The 12,768-nt window shown below is 41.5% G+C and carries 13 protein-coding genes; 5 read left to right on the top strand and 8 right to left on the bottom strand.

The window, feature by feature from the left end:
• The first annotated feature begins 122 nt into the window (after positions 1-122).
• Entirely contained in the window at positions 123-1,082 is a 960-nt protein-coding gene (locus HMPREF0014_RS08900; RefSeq protein WP_006580762.1) for a LysR family transcriptional regulator, read from the top strand.
• Positions 1,083-1,130: 48 nt separating this feature from the next.
• Here the strand turns inward: HMPREF0014_RS08900 and HMPREF0014_RS08905 are convergent, their stop codons facing one another.
• The 7 genes from HMPREF0014_RS08905 to HMPREF0014_RS08935 all read right to left on the bottom strand — a co-directional run bounded on the left by HMPREF0014_RS08905 (position 1,131) and on the right by HMPREF0014_RS08935 (position 6,851).
• Complete coding sequence (locus HMPREF0014_RS08905; RefSeq protein ID WP_004887999.1) at positions 1,131-2,012, bottom strand: transporter; 882 nt, start codon at positions 2,010-2,012, stop codon at positions 1,131-1,133.
• A 183-nt stretch (positions 2,013-2,195) separates the two neighbouring features.
• The gene (locus tag HMPREF0014_RS08910) at positions 2,196-3,257 is read right to left on the bottom strand and encodes a phenol 2-monooxygenase domain-containing protein (RefSeq protein WP_004887997.1); all 1,062 of its coding nucleotides are present in this window, start codon (positions 3,255-3,257) and stop codon (positions 2,196-2,198) included.
• A 14-nt stretch (positions 3,258-3,271) separates the two neighbouring features.
• Positions 3,272-3,634: a phenol hydroxylase subunit P4 gene (locus HMPREF0014_RS08915; protein ID WP_004887996.1), complete on the bottom strand. Its 363-nt coding sequence runs from the start codon at positions 3,632-3,634 to the stop codon at positions 3,272-3,274.
• Between the two features lie 59 nt (positions 3,635-3,693).
• The gene (locus HMPREF0014_RS08920) at positions 3,694-5,220 is read right to left on the bottom strand and encodes an aromatic/alkene/methane monooxygenase hydroxylase/oxygenase subunit alpha (RefSeq protein WP_000211828.1); all 1,527 of its coding nucleotides are present in this window, start codon (positions 5,218-5,220) and stop codon (positions 3,694-3,696) included.
• Positions 5,221-5,265: 45 nt separating this feature from the next.
• Positions 5,266-5,532: an MmoB/DmpM family protein gene (locus HMPREF0014_RS08925; protein WP_000049448.1), complete on the bottom strand. Its 267-nt coding sequence runs from the start codon at positions 5,530-5,532 to the stop codon at positions 5,266-5,268.
• 11 nt (positions 5,533-5,543) lie between these two features.
• The gene (locus tag HMPREF0014_RS08930; protein WP_006580763.1) at positions 5,544-6,542 is read right to left on the bottom strand and encodes an aromatic/alkene monooxygenase hydroxylase subunit beta; all 999 of its coding nucleotides are present in this window, start codon (positions 6,540-6,542) and stop codon (positions 5,544-5,546) included.
• A 21-nt stretch (positions 6,543-6,563) separates the two neighbouring features.
• Positions 6,564-6,851, bottom strand: coding sequence for a phenol hydroxylase subunit (locus tag HMPREF0014_RS08935; RefSeq protein WP_000193471.1), 288 nt, complete (start codon positions 6,849-6,851; stop codon positions 6,564-6,566).
• A 369-nt stretch (positions 6,852-7,220) separates the two neighbouring features.
• On the opposite strand from HMPREF0014_RS08935, the gene mobR reads away from it, so the two are divergent.
• Positions 7,221-8,891 carry a phenol degradation transcriptional regulator MobR gene (gene mobR / locus HMPREF0014_RS08940; protein ID WP_004887989.1) on the top strand — a complete coding sequence of 557 codons (1,671 nt, stop codon included), beginning with the start codon at positions 7,221-7,223 and terminating at the stop codon, positions 8,889-8,891.
• Between the two features lie 57 nt (positions 8,892-8,948).
• On the opposite strand, the gene HMPREF0014_RS08945 is transcribed toward mobR, so the two are convergent.
• Entirely contained in the window at positions 8,949-9,149 is a 201-nt protein-coding gene (locus tag HMPREF0014_RS08945; RefSeq protein WP_006580764.1) for a heavy-metal-associated domain-containing protein, read from the bottom strand.
• Between the two features lie 166 nt (positions 9,150-9,315).
• Between HMPREF0014_RS08945 and HMPREF0014_RS08950 the strand changes: the two genes are divergently transcribed.
• The 3 genes from HMPREF0014_RS08950 to HMPREF0014_RS08960 all read left to right on the top strand — a co-directional run bounded on the left by HMPREF0014_RS08950 (position 9,316) and on the right by HMPREF0014_RS08960 (position 12,700).
• Positions 9,316-11,787 (top strand): heavy metal translocating P-type ATPase, encoded by a 2,472-nt coding sequence (locus HMPREF0014_RS08950; protein ID WP_004887987.1) that lies wholly within the window; start codon positions 9,316-9,318, stop codon positions 11,785-11,787.
• 75 nt (positions 11,788-11,862) lie between these two features.
• Complete coding sequence (gene cueR / locus HMPREF0014_RS08955) at positions 11,863-12,264, top strand: Cu(I)-responsive transcriptional regulator (protein ID WP_004887985.1); 402 nt, start codon at positions 11,863-11,865, stop codon at positions 12,262-12,264.
• Between the two features lie 28 nt (positions 12,265-12,292).
• Positions 12,293-12,700 carry a GFA family protein gene (locus HMPREF0014_RS08960; protein ID WP_004887983.1) on the top strand — a complete coding sequence of 136 codons (408 nt, stop codon included), beginning with the start codon at positions 12,293-12,295 and terminating at the stop codon, positions 12,698-12,700.
• Positions 12,701-12,768: the final 68 nt, after the last annotated feature.

The raw sequence follows: 12,768 nt of genomic DNA on the forward strand, positions 1-12,768 counted from the left end.
GGTGCTATACAAGTGATCTATAACTTCATCGGGTTATTGCTTGTATATACCTTAAAAGAATGGTTAAACTGTGTCTAAGACTGAATTTGCATTTTAATATATCTTAAAGGTATGGAAACCTGATGGAACTAAGACATTTACGGTATTTTGTGGCTGTTGTAGAAGAACAGAGCTTCACCAAGGCAGCCGAAAAACTATTTATTGCTCAACCGCCTTTGAGTCGGCAAATCCAAAATTTGGAAAGTGAGCTTGGCATTCAACTGTTTGAGCGTGGAAGCCGCCCTTTACAAACCACACCAGCAGGGCATTTCTTTTACCAGCATGCCGTTAAACTTTTGTCGAATGCTGAAGAAATAAAAAGTATGACCAAGCGTATTGGTCTCATCGAAAGAAGCATGACCATTGGTTTTGTCGGGTCTTTACTCTATGGTTTGCTGCCTCGAATCATTTATTTATTTCGTCAGCAGCAACCCCATCTGAATATTCAGCTCATGGAATTAAGTACTACTGAACAGTTACAGGCATTAAAAGAAGGCCGTATTGATGTTGGATTTGGACGTTTAAGAATTAGTGATCCCGCCGTGAGGCGTATCCTTTTACGTAAAGAGCGTTTGGTCGTTGCCGCGCATACCAGCCATCCAATTGCTCAGCGTACGGAAGGGGTATATCTGGCCGACCTCATTGATGAAAAGATGTTTATGTATCCCACCTCGCCAAAACCTAACTTTTCAACCCAGCTTTTGAACATCTTTGCCGAGCATAGTTTGGTTCCAAAAAATATGCATGAGATACGAGAAATTCTATTGGCTCTGGGCTTAGTCGCAGCGGGAGAAGGGATCTGTATTATTCCAGCAAGTGCCGATACCATTCGATTTCCACACTTAAACTATATTCCGATTTTAGATAACGGCGCGGTCAGTCCAATTTTTATTACTGCACGGGCAATGGACAGAAGTGAAGACTTACAATCATTGTTCGATTGTATTTATCAGGTTTATGACTTAGAAGGGATACCTTATCAACGGACTGTTTTTACACTCGACCAGAACCCGATAGATGATTCAAATGGTATCGACTCTTAAATAAGGGAGGTGCATAGCCTCAAGGTTGAAGCTATGCGTTAAATGGTTCTAGAAAGCCCAAATCAGTTTTAGCCAGCTGGTATGGCCTTCGGGACGATATTCGACTTCGGTTTCTTTTAAAAATTTGGCTTCGATAGACCAGTTCTTATCGGCATATTGAATGCCTGGTCCAATTGCAAAAGCCTGTCCTTTAAAACCAATGTCATTTCCGTTTACTTTGTCATCTGTGATTTGTTTAAAAGCATAGCCTTCAACTGCAAGTTTGAGTTTGGGGTTAATGCGGTAACCTAAGCTATAGTCACCTGCAATGTATTGTCCAGACTGGTAGTCGGTTGCATCGTTACGTGTATTCCAGCTATAAGACAATTTAGTTGAAAGATCTAAACCTGCCGCATTGGCATAACTATAGGCAAGAATAGGTCGAATGGTGTGATAGTTTTTCCCGAGATTAGCTTCAACTGGATGTGTCTCACTTGGAGTTTCATATTCACCTGTCCCCAGTACGGTTTCTAAAGCTGCAATCCAGTGATGATTTCCTTGATGCCAGCCGAGCATACCACCCAAAATCAAGTCTCCGAGTCCTTGGTTTGAGTCAGCCATTCCATTTATTTTGAGTCTTAGATCAACCAATGGCTGGGCTGCATAAAGCCCGAGTTGTCCATCCAGAATTTTTTGATCGGTCATCCAGACCAAACGAGGAACCACAGCATTGACATCAACATGGAACTGATCGGGACCATTTTGAAACTCTGATGCGTGGTAATTTTGATAATAACTGAGTAAGTAGACACCAACAGGTGGTAAGGCACCCGCCATCATACCTTCGGCACCTAATGCAAAAGAGTCTGAGCCATTTTCTGTCGCAAATGCAGAGGGAAGGTAAAGGGCACTGATTACACCACATATGATTGCAGCAATTTTGTTATTCATAGAATGTCCTATTCTGTGTTGTTTGGCTTGTCACTAAAAAACGTTATTCCTTAACGATTTTTAAAAATCTAAGTCTGTTTAACCTAAAAATTTGGGATGCAAACTCCTGTGAGCTTTGTATTTTCTTTCTAAATTACAAATACAAAGCTCATTTGAAAAAGTGGATTGTTGAATGATTTATTTTTAAATATGTTTGAATAAAGCAGAACGCGATTGTCCAGCAGCACCATCGGCTGCACTTAAGAAGCGCTCAGTGTGAATGTCCCGTTCGAATAAGCGACTTTGCATGAGTGTTGAAATTGCAGAGTCGATCATGATTGGTGGGCCGCACAAATAGGCTTTGTGTCCACCACATCGATTTTCAAAATAATCTGCAACGGCCTCGTGCACAAATCCGGTAAATCCAGTCCATTGGTCTTCTGCTTTTGGTGCATTCAGGGCAGGGATATAGCGGAAGTTCGGATAGTCTTTTACGAGCTGTTCAAACAATTCTCGGTTGTATAGTTCTGCCAAGTCTCGTGCTCCTTGGAAGAGGTAAATTGTGCGACTATCTCCAGACTCAAGCAAATCTAAAATCATTGATTGTGGACTTGACAGACCTGAACCACCTGCAATGAAAATAGCATTTTGATCATCTGACTTGCGTACGAAAAATTGACCATAAGGGCCTGAAATATCAAGCTGATCGCCCGTGGCAAGTTGTCCATGTACATAAGTCGTCGCTGCACCGCCTTCAACTTTACGAATATGCAGCTCAACGATGCCAACTTCACTTGGTGAATTGGCAATTGAAAATGCACGAGTTCCTTCAATGTCTGGGAACTGGACATTGATATATTGGCCAGCTTGGAATTCGATTGGGCGATCTAGTTGTAGTCGGATTCCTTTAATGGTTGGCGACAGGTCTTTTATTTCAATGACAGTTGCTTGATAGTCTTGAACCAAATGACCTAAGAAATCTGGGTCTTCATCGACATCGGCCTCAATAACCATGTCAGACTGTGGTTTGCAGCAGCAGGCAAGCACCTTATTTTCATCGCGTTCAATATCCATGAGCGCAAATGGTGAAGCTTCACCAACATCGTAAAAACCGTCGGTGACTTGAACCTTGCATGTCCCGCAAGTACCGTGACCACAAGCAAAGGGTAACCAAACGCCTTGACGTAAAGCGGCGTCTAAAATGGTCTGGTCTTCTTCTACTTCAATCGTTGTTCCGATCGGTTCAATGGTGACTTGATAACTCATGACACACCTCCGAATTAAACGTAGCTGTCGTTATAGCCATTTAACTCTGGCGTAACGAAACGAAGTAATGACTTATGCCCAAAACCAAGCTCTACCAAAGTTTTTGTACTCTCAGGACTAATTGTTTGACTATCTAAGGTGTATTGCACTTTTGACCAATCAATTTTGGAAAAATCTGGATGTTGGGCAAAACCACCTGTAATTTGTTGCTCAATCAACTGTCCAAAAGTTTGTTGAGGCGAGGCAAGCATGGCATGTGCCGAGCAAAAAAGGGTGTGATGATCCCAACCCACGTAAAGTAAGAATTGATCGCCATAATTTTTTTGCAGATCAAGCGGTTCAAATTGATAGTTGTTGTGTATCGCGCGAACAGTCATGTTCAATCTCCTTATTTCCTATCAGGCAGCTTGATGACTGCCTGAACAATTCCTTGTGCTTAAGCTGCGTTGCCTTTCCATTTTTTCCAGCGCTGTTGGTCTGGAGAACCTTCAATATCCAGATTGTCGGCACCGACATTCATGCGGTAATAATCGCGGAGCATGGTTTCGAGGTCACCGCCACCACAGTTACCTTGCAAAATTTGATTTACAGGTAGCCATGCTTGTATATATTTCTCAGGCTCGCGTTCGAAAATGTCATGACAACCATCTGAACAGGTGTGGTAGCGTTCGCCTTGGTAGATGCTATGGCGATAACTAAACTGAGTTGGGTCATCGCCCATTTCGGTAAAGGTCATTGGAATCTGACAAACCTGACAAAGCTGTGGTAAACCTGCGCTATAGAAGCGTTTACCTTCAGCTTCCATTTTGCGAGCCAACTCCCATTTTGGACGGTAGTATTTATCGAAAGTGTCTGGATATTTAGCAGATAACCAATCCATTTCTTCGTCGGTTGGAATCCAAGTATGGAAACCGGCAGCATGACCAAAGTTATAGAAAATCCACCATGCTTGATGTGAGACATGCTCTTTTTCTTTCACAATCACATCGCTATATTTCGGCATACGAATGCCATAACGGCTTAAATCTTTAAATAACGCACCGCCTGCCTGTTCAAAATAAACTTCCCAAGCTTCTTTCCACGACATCACTTTATTTGGCAGCATGTAATCCATCATCATGCCCACAATTGAAAGCAAACGCGTCCCACGCCAGAACCATTTATCAATCCATTCCTGCACAATCGGTACATTGTCTTCATGCTGTTCGAGCAAGAATTTTACGATTTCAAGACCAAGCGTCATATGACGCGCTTCATCTGACTGCGCACTAAAACCAAAGGTCACGGTTGCCATATCGCCGTTATAAGCTGCTCCCGACATAAACGGCACAAACAGTAAGTTGGTAAGTACATATTCAAAAGCAAAACTAATCGCTAATAAAAATTCGAAAGGTCCGGCAGAACGGGCATCTTCAAAAAATGATTTAGGCACAGACAAATACCAAACACGGTCATGCATATGTGCCCAGTCCTGAAAACCATCAAAGAACTTGTTGTAATGGCTCATGGCATGAATTTGGGTCTGTACATGACGCAGCTCATCAATCGACTGCATCTGAGAAGCAATACGTGCTCCAATACCACTAAACTGGCGACCTACATGGGCATAGCCTTGATAGGCCTGATATTCAAGTGGAGTCACCGCCGTTAAAAAGAGTTTGATCGCATTTAAGTAGCGTTCATTGCTGACATTCATCTGACCGTTGTTTTGAGCAAACGCATCAAAAATGGCATAAAGTTTTTTCTCTTTTTCTGCCTGATATTTCCAGTAAGCATCCATGGTTAAACGGAATGGATCTTCCCATTTAGACCAGTCCGTAATTTTGATGCCTTCAAATTCCTCATAAGGGAAGGCGTCTTTACGGTCAGCATAGGAAAAGTCCCAGTCCAGATCACGGGTTAATGCGCGGTAACGATCTTTAGCATTTAACTTTTTGCTGGTTTCTTTCGTTTGAGTTGTCATGATTGATCATCCTTAAATCTTTGTTAAACAACGTCTATGTTGTGATTAATTCCAGTGAAGGCGGAAAGTATCGTCATCTTCTTCGACGTTGCCGCCCAGCGTAATCATGTTGAGTTGTAACGATTGGATGTCCCAATCTTGGCCTAGTTTTTCAGATACAGTTTCGGCTTTAATGACCAAATCAGTTTCACTTTCAATTCGGATCATGGCGGGTAAATACTGAATTGAAGCTTCAGGGTTATCTTCTTCAATCGCTTCGATGATGTAGCGTGAAGTATCGTTATCTTGTAATGCGAGATAGACTTTAGACATGTTGCTTCTCCTTAAGCATTTGTAAGTGGTTGTAGGCCGAGTTTTTTTGCGCGTTCAATAACGGCATGTTCTGCTTGATTGACTGCATCTGCTGATAAGGCTGCTGTTGCCCACGGTGTAAAAGCTGCTTTTACTTGAGTTAAAGACTGAGTGAACCATTCATTTAATAGCTGTTTGTTGTGATCGGATTCTGCTGCCGCAGTTTTAATGACGGTGTCTGACCACTTACGTAAATCACCTAAAGTGTCTTTCATAAACTCAGTCAGCATGGCTAAGTCGCGAGTATTTTGAGTGACTAACCACTGATCAAACTGTTGATAGACAAGCTCTGTCACAAAGCCGTCAATCACAAGGTTCTGTAATAAAAAGAGTTTGAAGTAGTCTTGCTCGGTGAGGCTTTCTTCACACAGACGGCGTAAGCCTTGCCATGCAGGATGTTGCATCCAAGCCTGTTTTGCCTGCTGTAGTGAGTCGCCGCTGTTGCCATCTAAAGCTAAGCCAATACGCGAGATGTACTGTGCAATTCCTAAATGATCCATCGCGGCATAAATACAAGCTTGGGTTAGCACGGTGCCATATCCATAGGCACTGCCAGACATCATGTGTAAGTTTGCAGTTTGTTCAACGTGGCGAAATGGCAATAGGTACTCGATGACTTTAGCTTTGACTTCATCAGACAAATGTTCTGCAAGCTGACGTTTTTCAAAAAAAGCAAAATTACTTTCGGCGGTGTCTTGTAAACGTGCACGGTGTTGAACATAAGTTCCATAATAGAATTGACGTGGATCTTTAAATGCATACCAATCTTGCATTTGCAGAGCAGTATGGGTTTTATCATTTAAAGTCTTTTCAGGTTTCCACAAAGGACGATAGTGGAAGTTAGTTTCAGCTTGTACATCGAAGCTTACTTCTTGATATCGAGTTGCTGGCTTACTACCAAATCGTCTTTCGATATAGGCGTAGTTCTGGCGGATAGGTTCGACATTTGACGTTTTGATTTCTAAAGTCATGGCTTTATCTCCTTATATTTTTTACATCTGATCATCGTGATCGTTGCTATTACGTTGCGTGCCGACTAAGGTTGCTTCAGTGCCATAGCGCCATTTTTCTTCCTGAGCGTCATTAAAAGCTTGTTGCTCTTGGGTCATTTCAACCACTTGATTGGTCTTACAAAAATCATTAAATGCATGTTTAGGCAAAACCAGTTCCACAAATAGACTTGGGTCATGAATGGCAAAATCGAATTCGATAAACTCTGCGTTTAAGTCGCCAGTGACCCGAATATATTTGGTTAATGCTTCGACTTGAGGTTGCGTCATGCTGTACTCCATCAAGACATGGTCTTGAAATTGATGAATGCTCCTTGCTCTCGCTATAAGCTTTACAAAAGCTATGCCAACTTTATTTTTATAATTAAAAACAATTGTTTAGTATTTTTATTAAAAGTACAGCATTTTTAAAATTCACCATTTCATGAATTTTTTTGAATGGTGAAATAGAGATATTCATGATTTGATGAAGTGGGTCGTAAAAATTTCTTTTTAGATTGTTTGGGGCTTTAAAAGGAGAGATTTAGAAATACTTTTTTAGTATGAAGTTATGTCTTTAAGGTACTAGGACATTTATCTGGTTCTTCGATAAGATGAGATAAAACCAAAATGTGTTTAATGGATTAAAACAGATCACTCATGGCTCGAGTAAAATACGATAAAACGGGACGATACGCAGATCATCCGCAAGAAATTCACGATTTGCTCTCTAAACTGCACTTTGATACTGCCCACGGCCAAATCTGGTTTGATGAATATCGAATGCTGCTTTTACACACCAGCATTATGGGATATTTGCGTAAAGACTTAGCGCACATGATTGGGCTTGAGCGAACCAAGCGTTTTTTTATTCGTTTAGGGTATCAAGCTGGGTTAAAGGATGCAGAAGTTACAACAAAAATGCGTCCCGATTTAAATGAACACGATGCTTTTATGGCAGGCCCACAAATGCATGCGATTCGTGGAATGGTGCAAGTACAGGCCAACCAGCTCAATTTAAGCCACGATAAAAAACAGTTTTATGCCGATTTAAATTGGCTTAACTCTTTTGAAGCCGATGTGCATTTAGAGCATTTTGGCCCAAGTGATGAACCTGCGTGTTGGATGCTTCTGGGTTATGCATGCGGATACAGCAGTTTTGCGACAGGCATGACCATTATTTATCAAGAAATAGAGTGTAAAGCTTGCGGCGATGAGCATTGCCGTATTATTGGTAAGCCTTTAGAAGAGTGGGAAAATGCAGATGAGCTGATTCAATTCATGTCACCGGAACCCATGGAGAAAGAACTGATTGCGTTGCAGGCTGAACTTTTTGAACTAAAAAAATCAATTTATAGCGACAGTGAAGCCGATTACCAATTATTTAGTTCTGTGGGTAAGTCAGCATCTTATAAACAGGTCTGTGCATTATTAACCAAAGCAGCAGGTTCGAAAGTTACCATTTTATTACAAGGTGAAACCGGCGTTGGTAAAGAAGCTTTTGCACGAGGAGTTCATGCAAATAGCCAAAGAAAAGACCAACCTTTTATTGCGGTAAACTGTGCAGCGATTCCACCAGAGTTAATTGAGTCTGAGCTATTTGGGGTAGAAAAGGGTGCTTATACAGGAGCACATCAGTCTCGCTTGGGTAAGTTTGAGCGAGCCAATGGCGGTACGATTTTTTTAGATGAAGTGATTGAGCTTTCTCCTCGTGCACAAGCAGCACTATTACGCATTTTGCAGGAAGGTGAATTTGAGCGAGTAGGAGATTCACAGACACGTATTTTAGATGTCCGTGTAATTACAGCCACCAATGAAGACCTTGAACAAGCTGTGAAAACAGGACGATTTCGGGCAGATTTGTACTATCGCTTAAATATTTTTCCAGTTCAGATTCCGCCTTTGCGGGAGCGCCGTGAAGACATTCCTTTACTGGTTGAACACTTTCTTCATCGCTTTGAAAAAATGTACGGTAAAACCATTCAGGGTGTAAGTGATAAGACCAAAGTTTTTATGCAGCAATATGAATGGCCGGGCAATATTCGTGAGTTGGAAAACTTATTAGAAAGGGCGGTTTTATTAACGGACGATCAGCAGTTGATTAAGTTAAATGCCATTTTCCCACAGATTAAGCATGACCCAGAGCAGGCTGTAGCTGTTAAAACTGACTTTGAACAACTGTTGCAGGCAGAGTTTAATTTAGAAGAACACGAGAAGCAGTTAATTTTAACAGCTTTAAAAAAGGCAAATCATAAGGTGTCTGAAGCGGCACGCTTATTGGGACTAACTCGGGCAGCACTGGATTATCGAATTAAAAAATTTCAGCTTTGAGTCAATATCAACAAGCTAAAAAATAAAGGCCTAACTTTAAAAGTTAGGCCTTATTCACTATTGCACTTTCGCTGGGAAACCATCTTCTTCAAGTGCTTCGGTAATTTTATCGACACTTTCACTACTTTCAACAGTTACGATTTTAGTCGCTAAGTCTACATCTACTTTTGCATTTGGATCGACATCTTGAATCGTTGCAGTCACACCACGCGCGCAGCCACCACACGTCATATTTTCAATAAGTAGTTTCATCTTCATACTCCATCAAGAATGAGATATTTGTTTGGATAACACTGAGTCTAAACCTTGTCATGATTGTAAGGTCAAGACCAAATTTTTAAAAAAATATGCTTGACCTTCCCATGATGGGAATCTGTATGCTCAATACAGAATATTAAATTTTGCAGATTTGCAGAGGTGTTTGATGGACTCAAAAACCACAAAATTGCCAGCATATAGTGAAACACTTCCAATCGAAGGCATGACCTGTGCCTCGTGTGTAGGTCGTGTCGAAAAAGCACTTAAGAAAGTTGAAAATATTGAGATTGCCAATGTTAATTTGGCAACAGAAAAAGCTGTTGTTTATTCAAGTCAACCGATTCAGCGTGAAGCACTGGTTAAAGCAGTTGAACGTGCGGGGTATGATGTTCCAAAAGCTGCGCCAGTGGAGTTGTCTATTGAGGGCATGACCTGTGCATCTTGTGTTGCACGTGTAGAAAAAGCCCTAAAAAAAGTAGACGGCGTTCAAGAGGCAACCGTCAACTTAGCAACAGAGCAAGCTTGGGTGCAGGCAGATAATTCAGTCAATGTTGAAGACCTAATTCGTGCTGTTAAAAAAGCAGGTTACGACGCGAAAGCATCTGAAAAAAATCAAGATGTACAACTCGATAAAAAAGCTTCAGAGTTAGATCAGCTTAAAAAAGATTTGATCATTTCGATTGTATTGGCCTTACCTGTGTTTATTTTGGAAATGGGTTCACATCTCATTCCAGCTTTTCACATGTGGGTCATGAACACGATTGGTCAATACAATAGCTGGCTTTTACAGTTTGTTTTGACCACATTAGTTCTCATTTTTCCTGGTCGCCGTTTTTACCAAAAAGGGATTCCAGCTTTATGGCGTTTAGCACCAGATATGAACTCGTTGGTCGCTGTTGGAACCTTGGCTGCCTACAGTTTCTCAGTCGTAGCTACCTTTATGCCGCAGGTTTTACCACAAGGTACCGTCAATGTTTACTTTGAAGCGGCTGCTGTTATTGTCAGTTTAATTTTACTCGGACGTTATTTCGAAGCCAAAGCTAAAGGACGTACTTCACAAGCCATTCAACACCTAGTGGGAATGCAGCCTAAAACGGCTCGTATCCAGCGTGGTGGTCAAGTGGTGGAAGTTGCAGTTGCCGAAGTGGTCAATGGAACTATTGTAGAAATTCGCCCAGGTGAACGTGTACCTGTCGATGGTGAAGTGGTTGAAGGGCACAGCTACATTGATGAATCTATGATTACGGGGGAACCTGTCCCTGTTGAAAAAATAGTAGGGCAACAAGTAGTTGGGGGTACAGTCAATCAAAACGGTACTCTAAACATTCGGGCAACCGCCGTTGGTTCTTCGTCTGTACTTTCACAAATTATTCGCATGGTTGAGCAAGCCCAAGGTTCTAAACTTCCGATTCAGGGGTTGGTCGATAAAGTCACTATGTGGTTTGTACCGGTAGTGATGTTAATTGCTGCAATTACTTTCTTGGTTTGGTTTATTTGGGGGCCAGAGCCTGCGCTCACTTTTGGTTTGGTGAATGCTGTTGCGGTACTGATTATTGCTTGTCCTTGTGCGATGGGGCTTGCAACACCAACCTCAATTATGGTCGGTACTGGGCGTGGTGCTGAGCTAGGTGTCTTGTTTCGTAAAGGTGAAGCTTTGCAGCTTTTACAAGAAGCGCAGGTTGTTGCAGTTGATAAAACTGGAACACTCACCGAAGGTAAACCGACACTCACTGACTTTAATGTGCTATCTGGCTTTGAACGTAAACAAGTGCTGACTTTAGTTGCCTCAGTCGAAGCTAAGTCTGAACATCCAATCGCTTTAGCTATTGTTCAAGCAGCAGAAAGTGAAGGCCTAAACTTATTACCAGTAACAGCATTTAACTCGATTACGGGTTCAGGTATTGAAGCAGAAGTTTCAGGCCAAAAAGTACAAATTGGCGCAGATCGTTATATGCACCAACTTGGTTTAGATACCAGCTCATTCCAAACGATTGCAGCTCAGTTAGGTGAAGAGGGCAAAACACCGCTGTATGTTGCTATCGATCAACAACTTGCTGCAATTATCGCCGTTGCAGACCCAATTAAAGAAACAACCTATGCTGCGATTGAAGCCTTACATCAATTAGGGCTCAAGGTTGCCATGATTACAGGAGACAATCGTCATACGGCGCAAGCGATTGCTAAAAAGCTGAATATTGATGAAGTTGTAGCCGAGGTTTTACCAGAAGGTAAAGTAGACACAGTTCGCCAATTGCAAAAACAATATGGTCGCTTAGCTTTTGTTGGTGATGGTATTAACGATGCGCCAGCCTTAGCGCAAGCAGATATCGGTTTAGCCATTGGTACTGGAACTGATGTTGCTATTGAAGCTGCCGATGTTGTGCTGATGTCTGGTAGTTTAAAAGGTGTACCGAACGCAATTGCGTTAAGTAAAGCAACCATGCGAAACATTCGTCAAAACCTGTTCTGGGCATTTGTATATAACGTAGCGCTGATTCCAATTGCAGCAGGTGCCCTATATCCAGCATTTGGTGTGTTACTTTCACCTATGTTTGCAGCAGGCGCGATGGCACTTTCTTCAGTCTTTGTTTTAGGCAATGCGTTACGCTTAAAACGTTTTCATGCGCCAGTAGAGTAAGCGTGCTGAAAATCAACTTTTAGTTTAAGATCATGACAGCAGGTCTTAAACCAAATTTAATATTTGAGGTGTGAGATGAATATCGGTCAGGCATCCAAACATTCGGGCATTTCGGCGAAAATGATTCGCTACTATGAAGAAATCGGTTTACTTGAAGCAGCTCAGCGTTCAGCTTCTGGCTATCGCATTTATTCAGAAACAGACCTTAAAACTTTAAACTTTTTAAAGCATGCTCGAGAGTTAGGTTTTTCATCTGAACAGATGAAAGAGCTTATTTCACTTTGGAAAAATACCGATCGGCATAGTGCAGAGGTGAAAGCCTTAACAGTAAAACACATTGCTGAATTAAAGCAAAAAATTTCTCATTTACAAGAAATGGTTAATATTTTGCAGGCTTCTGCCGATGATTGCTGTGGTGACCAGCAGGCTTCGTGTGCGATTTTAGACCACATTGAAAAAGGTGTAGGTGTAAGTTAAACCTTATAAAAATAAAAAAGGAAAAATCATGGCTTATACAGCTTCTTGTCTTTGTAATGGCATTCAACTCCGTATTAATGCCGAATTAGAACCCATTATGGTTTGTCATTGTAAACAATGCCAAAAAGCCCAAGGCGCTGCTTTTGCGGCCATCACTCAAGTACAAAAAAGTGACTTAAATGTGGTACAGGGTGAAAACCTTTTACAGGCTTATTTTGCATCGCATAATAAAAAAAGAGTATTTTGTAAAACTTGTGGCTCGCCTGTCTGGAGTGAACGTTTAGATAAACCAGAAGTGGTGCGTTTAAGAGTAGGGCTCATTAATGAAGATATATCGACGCGAGTTATCTCTCATGCTTTTGTTGCTTCAAAAGTGAAGTGGTATCCCATATGCGATAATGCCCGCCAATACCCAAATGCGGTAGAAAACCCTTGAAATATGAAGGTTTGAAAGTATTTTGTTTATTTGTAAAAAAACGTGAATAAGACTAGTCATGAATAAAT

This window comes from Acinetobacter sp. RUH 2624, assembly GCF_000162375.2.
In the GTDB taxonomy this organism is placed as follows: Bacteria; Pseudomonadota; Gammaproteobacteria; order Pseudomonadales; family Moraxellaceae; genus Acinetobacter; species Acinetobacter nosocomialis.